This window comes from Halomicrobium sp. HArcht3-1, from assembly GCF_058933345.1.
In genome coordinates this window covers 148,682-171,275 of sequence record NZ_JBZYDM010000001.1, presented here as the reverse complement: position 1 = coordinate 171,275, position 22,594 = coordinate 148,682, and the positions used below count along the sequence as shown (strand labels likewise).

Below are 22,594 nucleotides of genomic sequence, written 5' to 3'. Positions count from 1 at the left end.
GTCAGAGCAAGCTCTGACGAGCGGTGCGTTCGCAGGCTCACGCACAACACCCGAATCGCCAATGGCGATTCGCGCCTTTTTCGCCCACGTTTTTTGCGCAAGTAGTGCGGGACCGGAGGCCCCGCACCCGCATACCATGCGAACGGGCGCGAAGCGCCCGTGAGCAGACGGTGAGCGCCTCGCGCTCACCCGAAGCGGAAAAAGGTGGTAGCTTAGGCGTAGCGTTCGAGTTCGGGTCGGTCGAGGTCCTGCATGACCTCGCCGGCGAGGTCGTCGAGGAACGCGCGACCGTCGGCGGAGACGCGTCGACCCTCGCCACCGGCGGCTTCGACGTAGCCGACATCTTCGAGCTGCTGGAGGATGGTGCGGATGATGTTACCGGAGGCGTCCGTCTTGTGCGGCGGACGGACCTGATAGCGGTTGGTGCCACCCTTGGACTTGCCGTAGGCGGTGCGGAGGGTGCCGACGCCGACGGGACCGTCGGTGGCGACCTTGCGCAGGACACTGGCGGCGCGGCGCTGCCAGAAGTCGTCCTGTTCCGGGGGCAGTTCTCGGTCGATGCCGGTCTTGGTGAACTCGGCCCAGTCGGGTGCCTCGATGGCGTCCTCCGCGGCGAGCTCGACCGCGGCGGCCTCGATAAGCTCGTCCGCGGGCACGTCGTAGAGCGTCGTCATTGCACTGTGGTTTCCGTCGGCGTCATTTAAGGCCATCGTTAGGAGGCGAGTGCGCTAATGGGTGACGGCCGTTATCCGGCGTTGCTTGCGCGTCCGGCGCCGAGGAAGCTGGCGACGCCGCCGCCGATCAGGATCGGGAGCCAGTAGGTCGCACCGCGGTAGATCAGGACGGCCGAGAGCGCCACCGCCGAGGGGACGCCCGCGGTCGGTACCAGCAGCGTCACGAGCACCGTCTCGATGGCACCCGACCCGCCGGGCAGCGGTGCGATGCCGGCGACCATGCCCACCGGAATCGCGAGCATCACCGCAGAGAACGGGACGCTGTATCCGAGCGAGTACAGCGAGAGCCACAGCGCCGCGCCGAGACCGAGCCAGCCCAGCGCCGAGAAGCCCGTCGCCGCGAGGAGCGACTCCCGGTCGCCGGCGACCCGGTCGATAGACGTAAAAAAGCCCTCGATGCGATGCTCGATCCGCGCTGCCGTCGGCGGGGTCCAGCGCGGGACGATCCTGCCGACTGTCTGGACGACCGGCGTCAGCGCCCGGACGACGGTCGATTCCAGTTCGTACCGGTACCGCCAGCCGAGGTATGCGCCGATCGGCAGGCCGACCGCAAGGATTGCTATCGCGCTCGCGGCGAAGACGACGTTGCGTCCGAGTCGGACCGTGCCGGCGGCGACGAACACCAGCCCACCGATGGCGAAGCCGATCGACGGGATGAAGTGCAGCGTGTCGACGCTTGCGATCGCGGCGAGACCGGTCTCGTACTCCGTGTCGGCCGCCTCCGAGATCAGCAGTGCGCTGACTGGCTCGCCGCCGGCCTGTCCGAAGGGCGTGATGTTGTTCGAGAAGACGGCAGCGGTAAACACCAGCACGGCAGTGTGGGCAGCGACCGGTGCGCCGAGCGATTCGAGGACGGTCCGCAGTGCCAGCCCCCAGGCCGTCATCCAGAACGCGGCGACGGCGACGACGACGGCCACGACGGCGATGTCAGCCATGGAGAGCGACGCGAGGATCTGATCGACGCCGACGAACCAGACGAGTACGCCCAGCACGACGAGCGCACCAGCGAAGCCGACGATCGTCGGCAGGCGATCACCCATACGGCGTTCGAGTAGCGGCGTGCGTTTCAAATCACCGGTGAGGGCAGAGCGAGACCGTTTTTGTGCTGGCCGGCCCAGCGACCGACATGGACGAACGCGCGGCCCTCGCGATGGTGGGTCGACAGCTTCCGGCGGCGGGCGACGACTGTGCCGTCGTCGACGGGCAGGTGCTGACGACGGACATGCTCCACGAGACGACGGACTTCCCTCCGGGGACGACTCGTTACACTGCCGGCTGGCGGGCCGTCGGCGCTTCACTGTCGGACGTGGCGGCGATGGGTGCTGACGCGACCGCCGCCGTCGCCGTCTACGGCGCACCCAGCTTCGACCCCGACGAACTGACCGCCTTCGTCGACGGGGCCAGCGACGTCTGTGAACGCGTCGGTGCCGAGTACGTCGGCGGTGATCTGGACGGCCACGAAGAGTTTACGGTCGCGACGACCGGACTGGGCCGGACCGACGATCCAGTGTTGCGATCCGGTGCACGCGAGGGTGACGTGGTCTGTGTGACCGGCACGCTCGGGCAGAGTGGGGCGGCACTGCGACTGTTCGACCGTGGCGAGATCGAGCGTGCCAACGACCTGTTCCGGTTCGTCCCGCGCGTCGCCGCAGGGACGGCACTGGCCGGGCGCGCGACGGCGATGATGGACTCCAGCGACGGACTGGCGCGCTCGCTGCACCAGCTCGCCGAAGCCTCCGAGTGTGGCGTCGCCGTCGAGTCCCCGCTTCCGATCGACGACAGCGTCGACGCGGTGGCTGCCGACGGCGACGAGCGCCTCGAACTGGGCGCGTTCTTCGGCGAGGACTTCGAACTGGTCTGTACGCTCCCCGAATCGGCCGTCGAGCGAGCGCGCGAGCAGGTGCCGTGTCCGCTCACACCGATCGGTACCGTTACCGACGACGGTGTGACACTCGACGGCGATCCGCTCCCGGACCGCGGGTACAGTCACGGGAAGTAGCCCCGACCCCGTCCGGTCAGGTGACGAGTTCGAACGGGACCGGCGTGAAACAGAGGATACCCAGCACGAACGTGAGGATACCTAGCACGACTCGCTTGCTGTCGAGCGGGGAGTCACGGATCGGGTCTGCCGGGCCGGCGTAGGCCAGTCCCGTCGCGAGCAGGCCCCACATGACCCAGATGCCGACGGCGTTGGTCACGTCCTGTAAGAAGTACAGGTAGCCGGCGAGGGCAAACAGCGCCGCCGGGACCGCAGCGGCGATGGTCTCCTGACGCTTGCCGTACAGCGCGCGGACGATGTGGCCCCCGTCGAGTTGCCCGACCGGCAGGAGATTGAGGAACGTGATGAACATCCCGACCCACCCCCCGAAGACGACCGGGTGGAGTGGCTCGGTCCGCAGCGTCTCCAGCGTGCCGGTGGCGGCAGCGATCAGTTCCAGCAAGAGAGGATTGTGAAAGTCGACGTAGGGAGCGTCGGGACTCGCCGCCATCGCCTGCTCTGTGACGACCGGATCGAGTTGCAACCCGATGGCAGAGACCACGACCGTCGCGACCAGTCCCGCGAGGGGTCCCGACGCGCCGATATCGAACAGCGCCTTGCGGTCGGGAATCCGCCCTTTCATCCGAATGACCGCACCCATCGTCCCGATGAGTGTCGGGAACGGGATGAAGTAAGGGAGACTGGCGTCGACGCCGTGGTAGCGACTGGCTACGTAATGACCCAGTTCGTGGACCGCGAGGACACCGAGGACAGCGACGACGAAGGGCCAGGCCCGAAAGACGGCGAGTGGATCGCTGACGATGTCGACGTTGTACCACTGAAGTGCGCCGACCAGCAGTGTCGAGGCGACGGTCACCAGTCCAAGCAGAATGTTCGTCCACGGGATGCCGTCGACACCGATCGAGTACGGCCGGGCGACGAGCACCCAGCCGTGTGTGGGAATCGCCGTCTCGTCGGCAGGGACGTACTCCCGTTCGAGCGTGATCTCGTACCCAGCGTCGTGGAACGGTTCCCAGAGTTGCCGTTCGACGGCTTCGGGCTGTACACGCGGATCGCCCACGTAGACCAGCCGATCACCGTCTCGGCGGACCTGATAGACCCTGAAAACGGACGCAAGCTCCTCGACCGACGGCGCTGTCGCCGGCGAGTCTGGCCGTTCCATCAGCGATTGCTACGCGTCGCGCGAGCATAAAACCCCGGACGGGGACCTGTCCGGGAGCACTGTCAGGTGTCGAACACTGCAACAGGAGTCGATACAGGGCGGAGACCGGTCGGCGTCACTGTGCGGGTTCGACGCGCCACGTGGTCGCGCTCGTGTAGGACCACTTCTCGACCTGCAGATCTGTCGCCGAGTCCTTGAGCTTCACCATCAGCGCGCCGATCTCTTTGGGGGAGAGTCCGACCTCGTCAGCGATGAACTTGCTCTTGAAGTAGAGTTCGCCGTTGTTGGCCTTCTCCTGGAGAAACGTCTTCAGACGGTCTTCTTTGCTCATCTCGTCCGTGGAGGGCTGCACAGTCGTGCTCATCTTTGTGACCTCGTCAACTCATTCCGCCCCTGACAGTATATAAACGAAGGAAGCTTCGCGCCGCTTCGGCAACTTTCAGGCTGAATCAGGGAAAAACGCACCTTTCACGAACGCCTCAGAAGCAACGAGACATTTTATTCTATGATCTAATGCTGTTTTCTGGCACTATATTTTCTCCTATTATCGCACCGAGATAAATGTGGGAAAGCGACACTATCCGCCTCAAAAATAAGAATTTGTTGCCGGTACTCGCGCCGGCAGCAGACGAGCGTCAGACGGCATGTGTGCCCGTCTCACGGTCCAGCATGGGGACACAGGGTAACGTCGGCTTGGATAGTGCAGTGCTCGTGCCCATCGAATCGGTCGTCGCGGTCAGAGACGGCCACGCGCTGGTCTTGACAACCCTTAAGACTGCCTCGGGGCTACGCTGGCACAATGAAAGTAGTCGTCTCCGTCGGCGGGAGCGTCCTCGCACCCGATCTGGAACCGGATCGGATCAGCGAGTACGCCCGCGTTATCGAAACACTCGACGAAGCGGGACACACCCTCGGGATCGTCGTCGGTGGCGGTCCGACAGCGCGCGAATACATCACGACGGCACGTGATCTGGGGGCCAACGAGATCGAACTCGACCAGCTCGGTATCGCCGTTACCCGGCTCAACAGCCGGCTTCTCATCGCCGCACTCGGCGACGCCGCCGCACCGGCGCCGATCGAGAGCTACGACGGTGGCCGCGAAGCGATCAAACGCGGCGACATCCCGGTGATGGGCGGCACCGTCGCCGGCCAGACGACCGACGCCGTCAGCGCCGCGCTGGCAGAACACGTCGACGCCGACTTGCTCGTGTACGCCACGAGCGTACCCGGCGTCTTCAGCGCCGATCCCAACGAGGACGACAGCGCGGAACGCTACGAGGAGATGGCCGCCTCGGACCTGGTCGACCTGATCGCCGGGCTCGAAATGAACGCCGGCAGCAACGCTCCCGTCGACCTGCTGGCAGCCAAGATCATCGAACGAGCGGGACTGCGATCGATCGTCCTTGACGGCTCCGACCCGGCGGCCGTCGAGCGGGCGATCAGGACGGGCGACCACGACGGAACCGACGTGATTCCGAACGGCGTCGGCGCTGCCCCCGACGACTGGGACCAGCCATGAGTGACAGCGAGGACGAGACCACGGCCGATCCCTATTCGCTCGGCGACCACGACGGCGAGGAATCCGAGGATGCGCACAACGTCTTCTGGGCCGACGAAGTCGCAGACGAGATCGAGGCTCGCGACCCGACCGAGCCGGTCGTGATCAAGGGTGCGATCTCCCCCTCGGGCGTTCCGCATCTGGGCAACGTCAACGAGATCATGCGGGGCTACTTCGTCGCCGAGTCACTGCGCGACCGCGGATACGAGGTCCAGCAAGTGTTCACCACCGACGACCGCGATCCGCTCCGAAAGCTCCCGCGCAAGCTCGCGGATCTGGACGGCAACATCGTCGATCTGGGCGAGGTCAACGCGGGCGCGCTCGGACAGAATCTTGGTCGCCCCTACACCGACATCCCCGATCCCTTCGGCTGCTGTGACTCCTATGGCGATCACTTCTCGAACCTGATCGCCGACTGTGCCGAACTGATGGGCGTCGACATCGACATCGTCTCGACGACCGATCTCTACGAGGACGGCGCGTTCGAGGAGCTGACCCGGTACGTGCTGGACAATCAGGAGCGGGCACGCGAGGTACTCGGAAAGTATCAGGACAAGGTCGACGACTCGTACGTCCCGTTCAATCCGATCTGTGGCGAGTGCGGGAAGGTAACCGAGACGGTCACAGCGGTCGACACCGACGCCGGGGCCGTCGAGTACCGCTGTACGGACATGGAAGCCGGCGACCGCGTCATCGACGGCTGCGGCCACGAGGGGACCGCGACGCTCCGTGACGGAAAGCTCCCGTGGCGCTTCGAGTGGCCTGCCGGCTGGGAAGTCCTTGGCGTGGACTTCGAGCCATTCGGGAAGGATCACGCCGAGGGATCGTGGCCCTCCGGCGTCGACATCGCCGAGCACGTCTTTGACATTCAGCCGCCGGTACCGATGGTCTACGAGTGGTTCACGCTCGACGGCAAGCCCTTCTCGTCTTCGGAGGGCCACGTCGTGATGGTCCACGACGTACTCGAACTGCTCGAACCGGAGGTGCTGCGATACTTCTTCTCGAAAGACCCCAGCAAGGCCCGGGACTTCAGCATCGAACGACTCGATCAGCTCGTCGACGACTTCGACCGAACCGAACGGCTGTACTTCGACGAGGAGTCGGGCACCGAACGAGAGACGGCACTGGCAAGACGAGCCTACCCGCCGTCGATTCGCCCGACAGTGGCAGCCCGCTTTTCGGACACGCTGGGCGACGGGGCGTGGCGCGAAATGGTAAACGACCGCGACGCGCGTGAGCAGATCGTCGACCTGATCGACGACGCGTTCGCCGACCGCGTACGGATTCCCTACACCTTCGCGGCCGTCCTCGGGATGTTCGACGACCCCGAACTCCGGGCTGACGTGGCTCGCAAAGAGGGCCATCTCGTCGACGACACACCCGAGTGGGCCGTCGAGACCGCCATGGGTCGGGTCGAGCAAGCCAGTGAGTGGGCCAGTCGTACCGACAACGAATTCGACTACGAACTGAAACGCGCCCAGATGCCCGACGTGGACTTCGACGAAGCCACCGAAGCCGCACTCGCCGATCTCGCTGACTTCATCGCCGAGGGTCACGACGGCGAGACGATTCAGGGCGAGATCTACGAGACGGCAAAGCGCCACGACGTGGCGATCGGCGATCTGTTCTCGGCAGGCTATCGACTCCTGTTCGACGAAGACGAGGGGCCACAGCTCGGTCCCTTCGTCGCGAAGCTCGATCGGGCGTTCGTCGTCGAACGGTTCCGGCGCGAGCGATAGACCAAACCCTCTTTGCCGGGTGGGTCTTCTATTCGACCGAATGGTCAGTACGTTCACGTGGGTCCTCGTCGGCGTCGTTGCCTACACCATTCTCGGGATGGTGCTGCGCACACGAGGACTGCTCCCGGAGTACGTCCGTCTCTCTGGCCCGATCACGACCCTCCACACGAAGAAAGGACGACAGTTACTCGAACGACTCGCCCGGCCCAAGCGCCTCTGGCGAGCGTGGGGGAACATTGGGTTCGGACTCGGACTGGTCGTCATGGTCGGTTCGTTCGTCGCGTTCCTCTTTGCCGGCTACAACGCCGTCGTCGATCCACAGCCCTCACAGCTCAACGAACCGCGCAACGTGCTTGCGATCCCCGGTGTCAACGAGTTCCTCCCGCTGTCGGTCGCTCCCGAGATCCTCGCCGGACTCGCGCTCGGGCTGATCGTCCACGAGGGCGGCCACGGCCTGTTTTGCCGTGTCGAGGACATCGACATCGAGTCGATGGGGCTTGCACTGCTGGCCGTGATCCCCATCGGCGCGTTCGTCGAACCGGACGAAGCCGACGTGCAGCGAGCGAGTCGCGGGTCGCAGGTTCGGATGTTCGCCGCCGGCGTCACCAACAACTTCGCGATCGCACTGTTTGCCTTCCTCTTGCTCTTTGGTCCAGTGATGGGATCGTTCGCCGTCGTCGACGGCGCGAAGATCGGCGGCGTGCTCGGTGGTGGGCCTGCTGCACAAGCGGGCCTCGAACAGGGCAGCGTCGTCACGGCCGTCGACGATCAGCCGATCGCGTCCAGTCGCAATCTCGAACAGGTCCTCGCCAACACAACGGAGCGCTCGGTCGATCTCCGACTGCGCGGCGGTGACACCGTCACGCTGGAGCGGTCGGTCATCGTCCGAGGCAACGTCACGAGTGTCCCAATCGAGACCAACAGCACGATCACGGCGATCAACGGCACGCCCGTCCACACCGAATCGGAGTTCTACCGACTGGCCCGGAACCACACGGTCGCAGACGTGACGACCAGCGCCGGGAACGTGACGATCCCGATGGGCGCGTTCGGCCGGATCACCGCCGACAGTCCACTGACTGGCGAGGGTGCACCCGCCGAAGGAACGATCGTCGTGACCGCGATCGACGGTGAACGGATCGTCAGCGACGGCGACTTCGAGCGCGCGATGAACACGAAATCACAGGGCGATCAGGTGACAGTCGTCGGCTACGTCGACGGGCAACGCGAGGAGTTTTCCGTGGCCGTCGGCGCTGACGGTCTCGGCGTCAACACCGCGCCCGGCATCGGCGGGCTGGCAGTCACCGACCTCGGCGTCCGGTACTACCCCGCTGGGGCCTTCCTCGAACTGCTCGGTGGCGAGATGGACGGGGAGACCGGCGCAGCCACGCTCGACCTGCCACAGCGAATCTTCGCCATGCTCCTGTTGCCCTTCGCGGGCGTCGCCAGCGGACTCGGCTACAACTTCCCCGGCTTTACCGGCTTCTGGACGAACTTCTACGAGGTCGGTGGCGTCGTCGGCGCACTCGGTGACGGTCCCGGCTTCCTGCTGGCGAACGTCCTGTTCTGGACTGGCTGGATCAACCTCCTCATCGGCCAGTTCAATCTCGTCCCGACGTTCCCACTCGACGGGGGCCACCTGCTGCGGGCCAGCGTCGAGTCGATCGTCGCTCGCCTCCCCATCGAGAGCAAGCACTCGCTGACGACAGCGGTGACGGGTGCGATCACGATCACGATGATCACCAGCCTGCTCATGATGGTGTTTGCGCCCCGCCTGCTGACCTGATCGGCACTGACACGCTCGGCTGGCGGGCGAGTCCGTTACCCCTATACCGACCGCCGCGAAAGCCGCGAGTATGTTCCGCCAGACCCGCTCGGAGGTCACAGACGCCCTCGAAGCCGCACTCGAAGGGCTCGACCTCCCGAGCGACGACCTCGGTATCGAGGAACCCCCAGAAGACGTGGCGGCCGTCCTCGCTTCCAGCGTCCCGTTCCGTCTCGCAGGCGAGGTCGGCGCACCGCCGCCGAAGGTAGCCGCCGACATCGCAGCCGAAATCGACGCCGACACGCTCGAATACGTCGACAGCGTCGAACCGCAGGGTCCCTACGTGAACTTCCTGCCCAGCGAGGCCTACTTCGCCGACACGCTCGAAGGGGCACAGGACGCCGATTTCGGCCGACTGCCCGACCGCGAGACGAGCGTCGTCGTCGAACACACCTCCGCGAACCCGACCGGCCCGGTCCACGTCGGCCGCGCCCGGAACCCGATCATCGGTGACGCGCTCGCTCGCGTGCTCGACTACGCCGGCTACGACGTGGATCGTCACTACTACGTCAACGACGCTGGCCGCCAGATCGCGGTGTTCACCTGGGCCTACGAGACCTTCGACGAGAGCGACCTCCCCGAACCGGAACGCGACTCCCCGGAGTACGAGATGGTCCGCTACTACCGCAAGGGCAACTCCTTCCTCGAAGAGGCCGACGCCGACCGGGTCGACGAAGCAGAGACCGAGATCCAGTCGATCCTGCAGGGACTCGAAGACGGTGACGAGGCGACATACGAACGGGTCAGTGAAGTGGTCGACACGGTGCTTGGCGGCATGAGCGCCACCCTCGAACGCCTCCCGGCGACCTTCGACGAGTTCGTCAAGGAGACCCGCTTCATGCGCGACGGTTCGACCGACGACCTCGTCGCCCGCCTCAAGGAACTCGACGAAGCGGTGTACGAAGACGACGCGTGGCAACTCGATCTGGCGGACTTCGAGAAGAACCTCGTCTTCCTGCGCTCGGATGGGACCTCGCTGTACACGACCCGGGACCTCGCCCACCACGAGTGGAAGTTCGACACCTACGACCGGGCCGTGACGGTGCTTGGCGAGGATCACAAACTACAGGCAGACCAGCTAGACGCCGCCCTCGATCTACTCGGGAACGACACCGACCAGCTCGAACAGGTGTTTTACTCGTGGGTGAACCTCCCCGAAGGCGGGATGAGTACCCGTGAAGGCACCGGCGTCGATCTGGACGATCTCCTCGACGAAGCGATCTCGCGTGCTCGCGACGAAGTCGAGGACCGACTCGACGACCGCAGCCGCGACGACGACATCGACGCCGAGGACGTGGACCGCATCGCCCATCAGGTCGGTATCGGTGCCGTCCGCTACGATATCGTCTCGAAACAGCCAACGAAGGGGATCACCTTCGAGTGGGAGCGCGCACTCGATTTCGAGGCCCAATCTGCCCCCTACGTCCAGTACGTCCACGCGCGTTGCTGTGGTATCTTGGACGAGAGCGACGCAACGCCGACCGCCGACGACCTCGACGTGTCGTTGCTTTCGACCGATGCCGAGCGGGATCTCCTGCGCGTGATCGCTCGTTTCCCGGCCGTGATCGAACAGGCCGCCGACGAACACCGTCCCCACGTCGTCGCCACCTACACCCGCGCTATCGCCGAGCAGTTCAACACCTTCTATCGGGAGTGTCCAGTGCTCGATGCCGACGAAGACGTTCGACTGGCCCGTCTGGCGCTGGTCGACGCCGCTCGCCACACCGTCGCGAACGCGCTCGACGCGATCGGTGTGGAAGCACCCGACTCGATGTGAGAGAGAGTCCAGTACGTCAACCAAAGAGTCCGAAGACGCCACCCGACTCCTCGTCGTCCTCGTCGTCGTCGTCCAGTTCCTCCTCGTCGACGAACCACTCCTCTTCGAGGACCATCTCGACTTCGTCGGCGGACTCCCCGCGGAAGAACATCGTCTCCAGGGACGCTGCGAGCTGACTGAATGCACTCGCCGCGCGACTATCGGGGGCGTTGAGCACGAGCGGTTCGTCGGTCGTCGCCGCCTGATCGTCCGGGACGACCGCGAGCAGCTTGAATCCCAGCCGCTCGGAGATGTCGGCCACGTCAGTGTGCTTCGTGACGCGATTGAGGATCGCCCCGATCACCTCGCCGTCGATGCGGTCGGCCAGCTGGGCGGTCTTGACCGTGTCGCCGACGGCCACGTCGTCGGGCGTCGTCACGAGTATGATACCATCTGCCAGTCCAAGCGGGACGGCGACCTCGTGGCTCAGCCCCGCACCGGTGTCGATCAACACCACGTCGTAGGCGTTGCGCAGCGTCTTGATGACCTTCCGAAGCTTCGCCGGGTCGGCATCGGCGAACGCTTCCAGGGACTGCTCGCCGGGGATGATCGTCAGGCCACCCGGCGCATCCGTCAACGTCTCGCTGACGGCCGCGTCACCGGCGAGGATCTCGTGGAGCGACGCCGAGTGCTCGATGCCCAGCATCGACCCCAGATTCGCCATCCCCAGATCCGCGTCGACGACGACCACGTCGTGACCCCCCTCCTGCAACGCGGCACCGACGTTCACCGCGGTCGTGGTCTTGCCGACACCGCCCTTACCACCCGCGATCGTGCACACGTAACCCGCCATTGTTTGAGTATCTAAGGCCATGGCTGGCTATCATATAAAGCCGCCCGTCACCCAGAAGCCGATTTTCGGCGGCCCGTGACTCCCGTAGGTCCTCACGCGCCGCCCTACCCGCGTGTCGCTAACGCTCCCGCTCGCCATAACGAGGACCTCGACTCACTGCGCTCGTCGATGCCTTCGCTGTTCGCGTGTCGCTGACGCTCCCGCTCGCAATCAGGAGGCGCTTCGTTCCACTCAGCGCCTCCCTGTCAACACTTACTTACACACGCTCAGCCAACACTGTTCCAATGAGCGAGTCCGAGCAGGAGCAATCAGACAAACAAAAATACGAGTTCAAGAAGGTCATCGAGAAGCTGAAAGGCTACGATGGCTCCGGGACACAGCTGGTCACGATCTACGTCCCCGAGGACAAGATGATCAGCGACGTGGTCGCCCACGTCACCCAGGAGCACTCGGAGGCCTCGAACATCAAGTCCAAGCAGACCCGGACGAACGTGCAGGACGCACTGACGAGTATCAAGGATCGACTACGCTACTACGGGAACACCCCGCCAGAGAACGGGATGGTGCTGTTCTCGGGAGCGGTCGATTCGGGCGGCGGCCGGACCGACATGGTCACCGAAGTGCTCGAATCACCACCGGATCCCGTCGAGTCCTTCCGGTATCACTGCGACTCGGACTTCCTCACCGAACCGCTGGCGGAGATGCTCGCGGACAAGGGTCTCTTTGGCCTGATCGTGCTCGACCGGCGCGAGGCCAACGTCGGCTGGCTCAAGGGCAAGCGCGTCGAACCCGTCAAGTCCGCCTCCTCGCTTGTGCCGGGCAAACAGCGCAAAGGTGGGCAGTCCGCCCAGCGTTTCGCCCGACTGCGCCTCGAAGCCATCGACAACTTCTATCAGGAGGTCGCCGGGATGGCGAACGACCTGTTCGTCCCGCGTCGCCACGAGATGGACGGCATCCTCGTGGGCGGTCCCTCGCCGACGAAAGACGAGTTCCTCGACGGCGACTACCTCCATCACGAACTGGGCGACAACGTCCTCGGGAAGTTCGACGTGGCCTACACCGACGAGTCGGGGCTGTACGATCTGGTCGACGCCGCGAGCGAAGTGCTGGCAGAGCGTGAGATCCTGCAGGACAAGGAAGCTATGGAGGAGTTCTTCAAGGAACTCCACGACGGCGATCAGGCGACCTACGGCTTTGGCCCGACCAGAGAGAACCTGATGATGGGTGCCGTCGACCGCCTGCTCATCTCCGAGGACCTCCGAAAAGACATCGTGAGCTACACCTGTGAGAACGGCCACGACGAGTACGAGATGATCGACCGCCGGAAGACGACGAGTGACCACGACTGTTCACGCTGTGGCGCGACGGTCGAGGCCGACGAGGCAGAACGCGAGGACGCAATCGACCATCTGATGGAACTGGCCGAACAGCGTGGCTCGGAGACGCTCTTCATCTCGACGGACTTCGAGAAGGGCGAACAGCTTCTCACGGCGTTCGGTGGCGTTGCCGGCCTGCTGCGATACTCCACCGGCGTCTAGAGCGGCTCCTGCTCGGCCGTGTCGTTCCGACCGACCAGCGACGGCTGTCGCTCACCGGTGTAAAAGTCAGAGGCACGGTCGCCCGGGACAGGGCGACCAGGTGCGGCACGTCCAAGGTGGCATGGGAAGGATGATGTTGTGGTGGGGTGGGGATGGTGAGTGGGCACAACACCGCTGTGGCGTCGTGGACGAGTGTCGTCCACGTCCTGATGCCGCACTTGATTGTATTGCCCCCACATATAAAGAAACAGTACCTTACTAGTTTGGGTCCCGCTCACAGCAACTGTTCGAGTTGCTGCCGACGGCGGGCCAGATCGACCTCACTCTCGATCGATGGGTCGGCGTCGAGTCGGTCGAGCACCAACAGTACGTCGACGCCAGCCCGTTCGACACGCTCCAGGAGTGCAGCGATCTCCTCACGATACAGTGCCAACGACGACAGCAAGCCAAGGAGGAGGGCCATCGGAACGGCCGCGTCCGTGTCGGACGGGAAAGAGTCACCCAGTGGTGTGAAATCAGGGTCCGACACCGGTGGTTCCGCCGCGGGCCGGACGGTCAGACACCGGGAACACAGCGCTGCCCCGGAGTCCTCGCCCGGGAGGAACGCACGAAGGTCCGGTTCGACGGCGAAGACGATCATCTCGTGACCGCACTCGGGACAGTCCATGCAATCGATGGGCACGGCGCAGTAAAAAGGACAGCGACAGGGCAGTCGAGATCGGAGACGTTCAGTCGTCGGCGGCGACGGTCGCGGGTTCGGCCGCTTGCGCTTCTTCCTCGCGGGCGGCGGATTCCTCTTCCTCTTTCTTGTTCTTGATCTTCTTCATGCGGAAGATCTCTTCGCGTTCCTGCTCTTCGAGTTTCTGCTCGATGTACTCCTTGTTGTCGTACAGATCGGGCAGCAGTTTGAACTCCAGTGCGTTGACGCGGCGCTTGGTCGTCTCGATCTCTTCGAGCATCTTCTTCATCGCGGTCTCGACCTCCGCGGCGAGGATGATGTTCTCGATGAGGTCCTCGTAGGCGTCGGCGGCCTCGTCGATCCGCGCGGAGGTTCCCATGACGCCGTACCCTCGCTCGTCCAGCGATTTCTTGACCTTGCTGGACTCGATCTGGGGGACGACGACACCCATGATATTCTTCGACTGGGTCGTGATCTCGGGGTGTTCTTTCAGTGCCGCCGCAGCGCCCCGAACGGCCACGTCGCCGTCCATCGCGCGGGCCATGTTGATGGCGTGCTGGGCACGGTCGTAGGAGTCGTCGAGATCCTCACGAACGTCCTGTGCCTGGTCCAGGATGTCCATGAACTCCATGATGAGGCCGTCGCGCTTCTTCTCCAGCGTGTCGTGCCCACGCTCGGAGAGGTCGATGCGATCCTCGATCTGCATCAACTCCTTCCGAGTGGGTTTGACGTCTTTAGCCATTATCGGGGCGTTACGTTCCCAGTCGGATAACTGTTTACAGTTTCCGTGGCTGGCAGGCCAGCACGCGGTGTCTCACCGACCCCAGACACCCTGTCGCCAGTCGAGGACGGAGACCACGACGACGTGGGGCAACGTGAGAACGGCGAGCAAGACCAGATAGAGACCACCGATCTCCTCGACGGCCACCGGCGTCGTCGGCACGGCCAGTGCCAACCCGCCGAACAGCACCAGCGCACCGACTGTCGCCGGCAGCGCGTCGTGGACGAACCGACGGATCGGGCGGGCAACAGCACCACGGTCGAGGGCCGCCATCGACACGTCGTCGAGGGCGATCAGCCGCGTGATGTGGCGCAGCGAGTGCCAGAGCGCAAAGTAGGTCCCGATCGCGAGTACCGGCGGGACGACGGCGAAGAAGGCCCACAGCAGTGCCGTCTCGCCCACGTCGACGCTCCAGACTCGGCCGAGACCGACCGTGTACGCACGCATCGCGAGCGTGACGACGGTCACGGTGGCGAACGCGACGCCGAGTCCGAATCGAACGTCTGACCCGAACAGCGGGGCGAGCCACCCGCTCACATCCGCACCGAACAGCGCGACGACCGTCTGGACGACGGCGGCGTACCGGTCGGGGAAGAAGAGCAGCGGCACGAGCATCGGCAGGCCACCGCGAACGACGACTGTGAGCGCTGCGAGGACCCGCGATGGAGCGGCGTCGGTCAGCGTCCCCAGCCAGTACAGATCACCCTGTCCCCAGTGGAACCACGTCAGGCCGAGGAAACAGCAGAACGCGGCAGTCGGCGCGAGAAACCAACCCAGCGTGTACGTCGCTGCCAACAGGAGGTACGCGCCACAGAATCGACCGAGTAGCCCCAAAGAGAGGTCACGCCCGAGGACGCGTGCGTACGAGTAGTGATCCGCCGCTCCGTGGGGCAGGCCCAGCACCACCAGCGTCACCAGCAGGACGGCGTACCGTACGGTGATCGGGAGCGAGAGACCGCCGAGATGGGCGAACGCGACGAGAGCGATTCCGGCCCACGCCGGCAGGAACGTCCCGCGTGCGAGACGCCGCCAGGCACCGGACCGACGCTGGCGACGCTCGGTCGCTATCTCGAACGCCATCGATCGATCACCCATGGATACAGTAACAGGCCCTGCACGACGAAAGCATTGGTCACGAGGAAGAAGGTGGCCTCCTCGATGGGGAGACCAAGCAGCGACAGTCCGGTCGTGTACTGCTCCGACAGGATCCAGACGCCGGAGGCGAGTGCGATACGGTCGGCGATCCAGAGATACGCCGTCGGTACCGTGATCCCGACGGCCAGCGTCTGCCAGCGGGCCACCAGATACGGCCAGCCGACGGCCCACTGCAACGCGAAGACCGGCCCACTCCAAGCGATGATCGCGCCGAGATAGAAGGTGGCCGACTCGAAGAGCAACGCCGTGCCGAGCAGCGTGATCACCGCGCCGCCGGCGACACCGAACAGTCGATCACGCCCGCTGACGCTCGTGTCGTCGTCGAGTGGGACGCCCGGTGAGATCAGGTGTAGCCAGAGAGCGGCGACCACTGGCTGCAAGAGGATGAACAGGTACTCCTCGACGGGCGCGTGCCAGATGACGGCGACGACGCTGTCCGGGCCGTAGGACCACACGCCGCGCAGGATGAGATAGTTGTCCCACGGAATCGTGTACAGCATCGCGACGAGGATGATCACGGCGACGGCGACGGGTCGGACATCGCTCCGGGTGGACCGCGAGCGAATCCCCACCGCGCCGACGAGGACTGCCAGCGCCGGAAGGACGAACAGTGCGTGAAATTGGGCGTATGTGAAAGCTGCCATCGTGTGGTACTGAAACGAAACCGGTGGGTAGTCGTGACGCTGGCGGTGCGCGGACGAACGGGCCGATGGGACCGGTTAGTCGGCCGTCGGCGTGCGTTCGGGTGTCGGCTGTTCTGCCTCGTCGAGGACGGAGTGGCTCCGAAGCAGGATGTACCCGAACCCGATCTTGGCGACCAGGTCGAGCACCATGAAGCCGGCCGTCTCGGCACCGATGCCGATCAGGTTCAGCCCTTCAGTGCCGACGATCCACCATACCGGATACACCAGCCACAGGACCAGTATCAGGTTTCGCAACGTCGAGAACGTCGATCTGACATCTCCCGACAGTTCCGAAGCCCGCGCGGTGAGTTTGCTGAACAGGAAGTACAGCAACACCAGCAGGAAGCCAGTGCTGATGCCCCACCAGAGGAGGCGTTCGGCCCCTGCTGCCAGCACACCGGACCCTGCCGACAGGGTCGCGAGCGCACCGGTACCGATCATCAGTGCGTCGATGCCGACCAGCGAGTAGATCGTGTTCCGATCTGCGCCCGCCAGCAACGCGAGGTCATACAACAGCAGTGGCGTCGTGAACAGCCAGTCGGTGTATCGCGCCCAGTAGATCGGGCGTGCTTCACCGGCGATCGTGATCTCGGTCACACCGAACCCCAGTGCCATCGCCAGATAGTTCACGAAGGCGATCGCGGCGATCATAATCGTCGCGATGTAGAACTTCTGGCGGCGCTGATTCGTGACGCTCCAGCCACGGCCGATGAAGTACAACATCCCTATGAACATGCCGGCCGTCCCGGCCCAGAGGAAGATTCCTTCACCGCCTGGCGTGTACGCGCTCATGCCTGATTGTATCATGACACACAGATACCTTAGTCATAGATACTTAAACAACTCATACCAACAAGGATTGGTATGCCCTCACACGAAGAGGTAAAGCGACGCGACGGCGCTGATATGGGCGATACGGTAATTTCGAGGTGGCGGCAATAAATAGTCGAACCGAAAAGTGTGGTCGTTCAGTCCGCAGAGACTTCCTGGGCCGGTTCGTCCTCGCGGTAGTGTTCCTCGATGAGTTCCTCGTCGATCCGGTTGAGTTCCTCGGGCGGGAGCATCGAGAGGAGGTCCCAGCCCAGTTCCAGCGTCTCCTCGATGGAGCGGTCCGTCTCGATACCCTGATCGACGAACTCCGTCTCGAACCGGTCGGCGAAGTCGAGGTACTTGTTGTCCAGATCCGACAGCGCCTCGCGACCGACGATGTTCACGAGGTCACGCAGGTCCTCACCCTCCGCGTAGGCGGCGAAGATCTGGTCTTTCACGTCGGCGTGGTCGGCACGCGTCAGGCCCTCGCCGATCCCGTCGTCCATCAGCCGTGAGAGGCTCGGCAGGACGTTGATCGGCGGCTGAATACCCTGACTGTTGAGGTCCCGATCGATGTAGATCTGGCCCTCGGTGATGTAGCCGGTCAGGTCGGGGATCGGGTGCGTGTCGTCGTCACCCGGCATCGTCAGGATGGGAAGCTGGGTGACAGAGCCGTCACGACCCTCGATCCGGCCGGCACGCTCGTACAGCTGTGCCAGGTCGGTGTACATGTATCCGGGGTAGCCACGACGACCCGGGACCTCTTCACGAGCGGCCCCGATCTCTCGGAGCGCCTCACAGTAGTTGGTCATGTCCGTGAGGATGACAAGCACGTGATATCCCTGGTCGAAGGCGAGATACTCCGCCGTCGTCAGTGCGAGTCGCGGCGTGAGCGTTCGCTCGACGGCCGGGTCGTCTGCGAGGTTCATGAAGACGACGGAGCGCTCCAGCGCACCGGTGCGCTCGAAGTCCTGCATGAACTCGTTTGCCTCTTCCTGGGTGATCCCCATCGCACCGAAGATCACGGCGAACTCCGATCCCTCGCCGTCGTCGCCTTCCTCTTCCTCTGGCACGCTCGCCTGTCGGGCGATCTGGAGTGCCAGATCGTTGTGCGGAAGCCCGGAGGCCGAGAAGATCGGCAGTTTCTGGCCGCGCACGAGCGTGTTCATCCCGTCGATACCGGAGACACCGGTCTGGATGAACTCTTCGGGGTACTCCCGGGAGTAGGGGTTGATCGCCTTCCCGACGATGTCACGACGCTCGTCCGGCTCGATGTCCGGACCGCCGTCGATGGGGTCACCGGACCCGCTCAGGACACGCCCGAGCAGGTCTTCGGTGAGCTTCATCTTCATCGTCTCGCCGAGGAAGCGAACGGAGGAGTTGCGGTCGATCCCCGTCGTCCCCTCGAACACCTGAATCGCGACGTAGTCGCTCGTCGATTCGAGCACCTGACCGCGGCGAACGTCGCCGTCGCCGGTGTCGATCTCGACGATCTCGTCGTAGCCGACCGGCTCGTCGACTTCGGCGAACACCAGCGGACCGCTGATTTCCGTGATGGTCTCGTATTCTTTCTTCATTGTTAGTACAGCTCCTGAATTTCTGCCTCGATGTCCGCTTCGAGCTCGTCGATGTACTCGTTGTAGTCCTCCTGGACACCGATCCGGTTGAGCTGTGGGACGGAATCGAGGTCCGTCAGATCCTCGACCGGGACGCCAGCGTCGAGCGCCTCGAAGGCCTCGTCGTTGTACGTCTTGATCGCATCGAGGATGCGGTAGGTCTTCTCTGGCTCACAGTAGGTGTCCGTCGGGTGGAACGCGTTCTGCTGGAGCCACGCTTCACGCAGGTAGCGTGCGACTTCCAGCGTCAGCTGCTGGTCCTCCGGCAGGGCGTCCTTCCCGACGAGCTGAACGATTTCCTGTAGCTCGGCCTCTTCGTCGAGCGTGTCGATGCCCCACTGGCGCTTCTCGGGCCAGTCGGATCGCACGTTCTCGACGAACCACGGGTCGAGCTGTTCTCGGTACAGCGAGTACGATTCGTTCCAGTTGATCGACGGGAAGTGCCGGCGCTCGGCCAGGTCCGCGTCGAGTGCCCAGAACGTCTTGACGATACGCAGCGTGTTCTGCGTGACCGGCTCCGAGAAGTCACCACCCGGCGGCGAGACCGCCCCGATAACGGAGACGGAGCCTTCGCTGCCGTTGACGTTCTTGAAGTAACCGGCCCGCTCGTAGAACTCCGAGAGGCGCGCGGCGAGGTAGGCAGGGTACCCCTCCTCACCGGGCATCTCCTCCAGACGGGAGGAGATTTCGCGCATGGCCTCGGCCCACCGGGAGGTGGAGTCGGCCATCAGTGCCACATCGTAGCCCATGTCACGGAAGTACTCCGCGATGGTGATTCCGGTGTACACACAGGACTCACGGGCTGCGACCGGCATGTTCGAGGTGTTGGCGATGAGGCAGGTCCGATCCATCAGCGCGTTACCGGTGGTCGGGTCCTCCAGTTCGGGGAAGTCCTCGATCACTTCCGTCATCTCGTTGCCACGCTCACCACAGCCGACGTAGATCACGATGTCCGCGTCGGCCCACTTGGCGAGCTGGTGCTGCGTGACGGTCTTCCCCGACCCGAAGGGACCGGGAATCGCTGCCGTCCCACCCTTCGCGATGGGGAACAGACCGTCGAGCACGCGCTGACCGGAGATCAGGGGCGTAGTCGGCGTCTGCTTCTCCTCGGAGGGACGCTGCTGGCGCACCGGCCACTCCTGTCGCATCGAGATTTCCTCGCCGGTGTCGAGTTCGACGACCGTCTCTTCGACGTTGAAGTTACCCGATTCGACGGCGACGACTTCGCCACCGTCGGAGTCGGGTGGCACCATCACTTTGTGGTCGATACTGGGCGTCTCGGGGACGGTCCCGACGATGTCGCCGGAACTGACCTCGTCGCCTGCCTCGACCTCGGGTTCGAACTCCCAGGTCTTTTCGAGGTCGATCCCGGGTGCGTCGACACCACGGTCGAGATAGGGCGATCCCATCTTCTCTTCGAGGACGTCGAGGGGGCGCTGGACGCCGTCGTAGATGGCGTCGAGCATCCCCGGTCCGAGGTCCACGGAGAGCGGGGACCCGGTCGATTCGACCGGTTCGCCCGGGGAAACGTCGGACGTTTCCTCGTACACCTGGATCGTGGTAATGTTACCTTCGATCTCGATAACTTCGCCCATCAGCCCTTCGTGACCGACGTACACCACGTCGTTCATCCGGGCGTCGAGGTCGGTCGCGGTAACGACCGGCCCCGAAACGCTGTCGATGACGCCGTCTTCACGGACGTCGGATTCTGTCGCTTGACTCATATTAGTCTTCCTCCATCAGGTCGATTCCGATCGCACGTTTGATCTGCTCGCGCAGTCCGCCGCTCCCGGTGCCACCACCGAGTGTCACCATCACGGGTTCGACGCTCGTCTCGACATCTTTCCGCACCCCGCGCGAGAGGTGGTCGAGGTCCTCGTCGTGCATCACGATGATGCCGATCTCCTCGTCGTCGAGCATCTCCTCGACGGCGGCGTCGAGGTCCTCGTCTTTCTGCTCGTCCGGCACGTCGGCGAACTTCCGCACGCCGGCCAGTCGGAAGCCGGTCGTGAAGTCGGGACTGCCGATGACACCGATCTCCTGGCTCATAGTACCACCAGTTCCTGTTCGATCTCCTCACTGTCGAGTCCGGCCTCGCGACCGCGAGCGATCGCACGGATGTTGTCGACTTCTCGCTCCTTGGCGAGAATGTACGACAGCACCGGACAGACCGACAGCGGATAGCGGTTCGAGAGTTGATCCGAATATTCGAGGAGGGCCGCATCGAGTGCGTGTTCGAACTCGATGACGTTGCCCGCCTCCGAGAGCGCGTCGAGTGCCTCGTCGAGATCGTCACCGTACGCGCTCTCGCGGACGACCGAGACGAGCTGATCGACGTTGGCGGACAGGCCGGCCAGATCGCTCTGCTTGAACAGGCGTCCGCCGTCGATGTAGTAGTCGGTCGGGTCGAGGCTCTCGGCACCGCTCCGCGCGAGCCGAACCGCGTTCCGAAGGTTTCGGAAGTCGACTTCGGCACGCAAAAACGAGACGAACAGCCCGGTCGGGCTGTCGACCTCGGGGTTGGCCGGCAGGCCGTCCAGCAGCGTCTCGTAGAACGTCCGGTCGACGGCGTTCTCCAGCGGGACGAGGACACCGCTTTCCTCGTAGTCCTCGTAGGCTGCTGTGAGTGCCTCACCGAAGATGGTGCGGTCGAGCACCTCGACCACCTCTTCGATCGAACCGGCGGCCAGCATCCGATCGAGCTGATCGGACGTGAACTCACCGGCTCGGATCAGGTCGTCCTCGATTTCGGTCCGGTCCGCACCGGAGTAGAGACCGCGGACGACCGTCTTGACGTTCCAGGCGTCGAACTTGCGCAGGTACCGGGCGAGGTAGTCGTACAGCCGACCCTCGGACCAGTCCAGAATATCCTCGAAGTTCTTCGCGAGGTTGCGGTTGAGCGCGTACTCGATCAGGTCGACGCCCGAATAGCGCGACCCGAGCGCGTTCATCTCTGCCTCGTATTCCGACTCCTCCATGAACCGGGCGATCTCGCCCGGTCCCATCCGAACCAGTTTGCGGTAGTCGTCGTCGTCGAACAGCGAGGCTCGACGTGACCGGGCACGAGCGTTGACGTACTCGTAGTTGCTGCTTCCCTCGCCACGGTCGCCGACTCGCGCGCTCATTGGTCCTCGAAGAGTCGTCCGCTGATGTCTCGCAGATTGTTCTCCCAGACTTCCTCGAGCACCGAGTCGAAGGTGTTGTTCACGCTGATGCGCGAACTGTCGCTCTCGACGACGACACCGCCGAGACAGTCGTACTCGCCTGCCAGTTCGTAGCCGTCGTACTCCTCCAGAATCGACTCGAGGAGGTCGGCGTCGTCGGCGCGGCCGTAGACCTGCACGGACGAGTCGTCGTCGAACTCCTCGGCGGCGGCATCGAGAAGCGCTCGCGTCAGCTCCTCGCGCTGGTCGCCGTCGAGGGCCGCGATCTCTGCTTCGACCTGTTCTCGAACGTCTTCGAGGACGTCACGGCGTGCTTCCAGCCGTTCCTGCTTGGCCTCCAGTTTCGCACTGGAGACTTTCTGCTCGCGCTCCTGCTCGATCTCGCGTTCGACCTCGGCGGCGCGCTCCTCGCGGATCTCGTCGGCGTCGGCCTCTGCCTCCGCGATGATCTCGTCGGCGCGCTGCTGGGCGTCGTCGCGGATTTCGTCCGCACGTGCGCGGGCCTGCTCTCGAATGTCCTCTACGACTGTTTCAAGACTCAT

General features: G+C 64.2%; 21 protein-coding genes. 6 read left to right on the top strand and 15 right to left on the bottom strand.

What is annotated here, in order from left to right:
* Positions 1-212: 212 nt before the first annotated feature.
* Both AC5FRW_RS00895 and AC5FRW_RS00890 read right to left on the bottom strand, forming a co-directional pair.
* Positions 213-674, bottom strand: coding sequence for a 30S ribosomal protein S19e (locus AC5FRW_RS00895; protein WP_493566530.1), 462 nt, complete (start codon positions 672-674; stop codon positions 213-215).
* A gap of 71 nt (positions 675-745) precedes the next feature.
* Positions 746-1,774, bottom strand: a complete 1,029-nt coding sequence (locus AC5FRW_RS00890) for a lysylphosphatidylglycerol synthase transmembrane domain-containing protein (protein WP_493566529.1) — start codon at positions 1,772-1,774, stop codon at positions 746-748.
* 86 nt (positions 1,775-1,860) lie between these two features.
* Here AC5FRW_RS00890 and thiL point away from each other — a divergent pair, with 86 nt between their 5' ends.
* Positions 1,861-2,733 carry a thiamine-phosphate kinase gene (gene thiL / locus AC5FRW_RS00885; protein ID WP_493566528.1) on the top strand — a complete coding sequence of 291 codons (873 nt, stop codon included), beginning with the start codon at positions 1,861-1,863 and terminating at the stop codon, positions 2,731-2,733.
* Positions 2,734-2,749: 16 nt separating this feature from the next.
* Here thiL and AC5FRW_RS00880 read toward each other — a convergent pair whose 3' ends face one another.
* Positions 2,750-3,895 carry a site-2 protease family protein gene (locus tag AC5FRW_RS00880; RefSeq protein WP_493566527.1) on the bottom strand — a complete coding sequence of 382 codons (1,146 nt, stop codon included), beginning with the start codon at positions 3,893-3,895 and terminating at the stop codon, positions 2,750-2,752.
* 115 nt (positions 3,896-4,010) lie between these two features.
* The gene (locus tag AC5FRW_RS00875) at positions 4,011-4,259 is read right to left on the bottom strand and encodes a DUF7123 family protein (protein WP_493566526.1); all 249 of its coding nucleotides are present in this window, start codon (positions 4,257-4,259) and stop codon (positions 4,011-4,013) included.
* Between the two features lie 435 nt (positions 4,260-4,694).
* Between AC5FRW_RS00875 and pyrH the strand changes: the two genes are divergently transcribed.
* From pyrH to argS, 4 genes are all read left to right on the top strand, one after another.
* Positions 4,695-5,414, top strand: coding sequence for a UMP kinase (gene pyrH, locus AC5FRW_RS00870; protein WP_493566525.1), 720 nt, complete (start codon positions 4,695-4,697; stop codon positions 5,412-5,414).
* Positions 5,411-7,192 (top strand): lysine--tRNA ligase, encoded by a 1,782-nt coding sequence (gene lysS, locus AC5FRW_RS00865; RefSeq protein ID WP_493566524.1) that lies wholly within the window; start codon positions 5,411-5,413, stop codon positions 7,190-7,192. Before pyrH ends, lysS begins: the two co-directional genes overlap by 4 nt.
* Before the next feature lie 40 nt (positions 7,193-7,232).
* The gene (locus AC5FRW_RS00860) at positions 7,233-8,978 is read left to right on the top strand and encodes a site-2 protease family protein (RefSeq protein WP_493566523.1); all 1,746 of its coding nucleotides are present in this window, start codon (positions 7,233-7,235) and stop codon (positions 8,976-8,978) included.
* 70 nt (positions 8,979-9,048) lie between these two features.
* Positions 9,049-10,794 carry an arginine--tRNA ligase gene (gene argS / locus AC5FRW_RS00855; protein ID WP_493566522.1) on the top strand — a complete coding sequence of 582 codons (1,746 nt, stop codon included), beginning with the start codon at positions 9,049-9,051 and terminating at the stop codon, positions 10,792-10,794.
* Positions 10,795-10,810: 16 nt separating this feature from the next.
* Here the strand turns inward: argS and AC5FRW_RS00850 are convergent, their stop codons facing one another.
* Positions 10,811-11,626: a MinD/ParA family ATP-binding protein gene (locus AC5FRW_RS00850; protein WP_493566521.1), complete on the bottom strand. Its 816-nt coding sequence runs from the start codon at positions 11,624-11,626 to the stop codon at positions 10,811-10,813.
* 284 nt (positions 11,627-11,910) lie between these two features.
* On the opposite strand from AC5FRW_RS00850, the gene prf1 reads away from it, so the two are divergent.
* On the top strand, positions 11,911-13,164 hold the full coding sequence (prf1, locus tag AC5FRW_RS00845; protein ID WP_493566520.1) for a peptide chain release factor aRF-1: 1,254 nt from the start codon (positions 11,911-11,913) through the stop codon (positions 13,162-13,164).
* A gap of 274 nt (positions 13,165-13,438) precedes the next feature.
* On the opposite strand, the gene AC5FRW_RS00840 is transcribed toward prf1, so the two are convergent.
* From AC5FRW_RS00840 to AC5FRW_RS00795, 10 genes are all read right to left on the bottom strand, one after another.
* Positions 13,439-13,831 carry a DUF6276 family protein gene (locus tag AC5FRW_RS00840; protein WP_493566519.1) on the bottom strand — a complete coding sequence of 131 codons (393 nt, stop codon included), beginning with the start codon at positions 13,829-13,831 and terminating at the stop codon, positions 13,439-13,441.
* A 61-nt stretch (positions 13,832-13,892) separates the two neighbouring features.
* Positions 13,893-14,585 carry a V-type ATP synthase subunit D gene (locus tag AC5FRW_RS00835; RefSeq protein ID WP_493566518.1) on the bottom strand — a complete coding sequence of 231 codons (693 nt, stop codon included), beginning with the start codon at positions 14,583-14,585 and terminating at the stop codon, positions 13,893-13,895.
* 72 nt (positions 14,586-14,657) lie between these two features.
* Positions 14,658-15,719 (bottom strand): Brp/Blh family beta-carotene 15,15'-dioxygenase, encoded by a 1,062-nt coding sequence (locus AC5FRW_RS00830; protein WP_493566517.1) that lies wholly within the window; start codon positions 15,717-15,719, stop codon positions 14,658-14,660.
* A complete protein-coding gene (locus AC5FRW_RS00825; RefSeq protein ID WP_493566516.1) occupies positions 15,689-16,423 on the bottom strand; it encodes a lycopene cyclase domain-containing protein in 735 nt (244 codons plus the stop codon). Before AC5FRW_RS00825 ends, AC5FRW_RS00830 begins: the two co-directional genes overlap by 31 nt.
* Positions 16,424-16,498: 75 nt before the next feature.
* Entirely contained in the window at positions 16,499-17,254 is a 756-nt protein-coding gene (locus AC5FRW_RS00820) for a bacteriorhodopsin (protein WP_493566944.1), read from the bottom strand.
* A 176-nt stretch (positions 17,255-17,430) separates the two neighbouring features.
* Entirely contained in the window at positions 17,431-18,849 is a 1,419-nt protein-coding gene (locus AC5FRW_RS00815) for a V-type ATP synthase subunit B (protein WP_493566515.1), read from the bottom strand.
* A gap of 2 nt (positions 18,850-18,851) precedes the next feature.
* Complete coding sequence (locus AC5FRW_RS00810; protein ID WP_493566514.1) at positions 18,852-20,612, bottom strand: ATP synthase subunit A; 1,761 nt, start codon at positions 20,610-20,612, stop codon at positions 18,852-18,854.
* 1 nt (position 20,613) lies between these two features.
* Positions 20,614-20,937, bottom strand: coding sequence for a V-type ATP synthase subunit F (locus AC5FRW_RS00805; RefSeq protein ID WP_493566513.1), 324 nt, complete (start codon positions 20,935-20,937; stop codon positions 20,614-20,616).
* The gene (locus AC5FRW_RS00800; RefSeq protein ID WP_493566512.1) at positions 20,934-22,013 is read right to left on the bottom strand and encodes a V-type ATP synthase subunit C; all 1,080 of its coding nucleotides are present in this window, start codon (positions 22,011-22,013) and stop codon (positions 20,934-20,936) included. Before AC5FRW_RS00800 ends, AC5FRW_RS00805 begins: the two co-directional genes overlap by 4 nt.
* On the bottom strand, positions 22,010-22,594 hold the full coding sequence (locus tag AC5FRW_RS00795) for a V-type ATP synthase subunit E (RefSeq protein ID WP_493566511.1): 585 nt from the start codon (positions 22,592-22,594) through the stop codon (positions 22,010-22,012). Before AC5FRW_RS00795 ends, AC5FRW_RS00800 begins: the two co-directional genes overlap by 4 nt.

Coding starts and splice junctions, on each gene's coding strand:
- AC5FRW_RS00895 (WP_493566530.1), bottom strand. CDS start 674: ATGACGACGCTCTACGACGTGCCCGCGGACGAGCTTATCGAGGCCGCC.
- AC5FRW_RS00890 (WP_493566529.1), bottom strand. CDS start 1,774: ATGGGTGATCGCCTGCCGACGATCGTCGGCTTCGCTGGTGCGCTCGTC.
- thiL (WP_493566528.1), top strand. CDS start 1,861: ATGGACGAACGCGCGGCCCTCGCGATGGTGGGTCGACAGCTTCCGGCG.
- AC5FRW_RS00880 (WP_493566527.1), bottom strand. CDS start 3,895: ATGGAACGGCCAGACTCGCCGGCGACAGCGCCGTCGGTCGAGGAGCTT.
- AC5FRW_RS00875 (WP_493566526.1), bottom strand. CDS start 4,259: ATGAGCACGACTGTGCAGCCCTCCACGGACGAGATGAGCAAAGAAGAC.
- pyrH (WP_493566525.1), top strand. CDS start 4,695: ATGAAAGTAGTCGTCTCCGTCGGCGGGAGCGTCCTCGCACCCGATCTG.
- lysS (WP_493566524.1), top strand. CDS start 5,411: ATGAGTGACAGCGAGGACGAGACCACGGCCGATCCCTATTCGCTCGGC.
- AC5FRW_RS00860 (WP_493566523.1), top strand. CDS start 7,233: ATGGTCAGTACGTTCACGTGGGTCCTCGTCGGCGTCGTTGCCTACACC.
- argS (WP_493566522.1), top strand. CDS start 9,049: ATGTTCCGCCAGACCCGCTCGGAGGTCACAGACGCCCTCGAAGCCGCA.
- AC5FRW_RS00850 (WP_493566521.1), bottom strand. CDS start 11,626: ATGGCGGGTTACGTGTGCACGATCGCGGGTGGTAAGGGCGGTGTCGGC.
- prf1 (WP_493566520.1), top strand. CDS start 11,911: ATGAGCGAGTCCGAGCAGGAGCAATCAGACAAACAAAAATACGAGTTC.
- AC5FRW_RS00840 (WP_493566519.1), bottom strand. CDS start 13,831: ATGGACTGTCCCGAGTGCGGTCACGAGATGATCGTCTTCGCCGTCGAA.
- AC5FRW_RS00835 (WP_493566518.1), bottom strand. CDS start 14,585: ATGGCTAAAGACGTCAAACCCACTCGGAAGGAGTTGATGCAGATCGAG.
- AC5FRW_RS00830 (WP_493566517.1), bottom strand. CDS start 15,719: ATGGGTGATCGATCGATGGCGTTCGAGATAGCGACCGAGCGTCGCCAG.
- AC5FRW_RS00825 (WP_493566516.1), bottom strand. CDS start 16,423: ATGGCAGCTTTCACATACGCCCAATTTCACGCACTGTTCGTCCTTCCG.
- AC5FRW_RS00820 (WP_493566944.1), bottom strand. CDS start 17,254: ATGAGCGCGTACACGCCAGGCGGTGAAGGAATCTTCCTCTGGGCCGGG.
- AC5FRW_RS00815 (WP_493566515.1), bottom strand. CDS start 18,849: ATGAAGAAAGAATACGAGACCATCACGGAAATCAGCGGTCCGCTGGTG.
- AC5FRW_RS00810 (WP_493566514.1), bottom strand. CDS start 20,612: ATGAGTCAAGCGACAGAATCCGACGTCCGTGAAGACGGCGTCATCGAC.
- AC5FRW_RS00805 (WP_493566513.1), bottom strand. CDS start 20,937: ATGAGCCAGGAGATCGGTGTCATCGGCAGTCCCGACTTCACGACCGGC.
- AC5FRW_RS00800 (WP_493566512.1), bottom strand. CDS start 22,013: ATGAGCGCGCGAGTCGGCGACCGTGGCGAGGGAAGCAGCAACTACGAG.
- AC5FRW_RS00795 (WP_493566511.1), bottom strand. CDS start 22,594: ATGAGTCTTGAAACAGTCGTAGAGGACATTCGAGAGCAGGCCCGCGCA.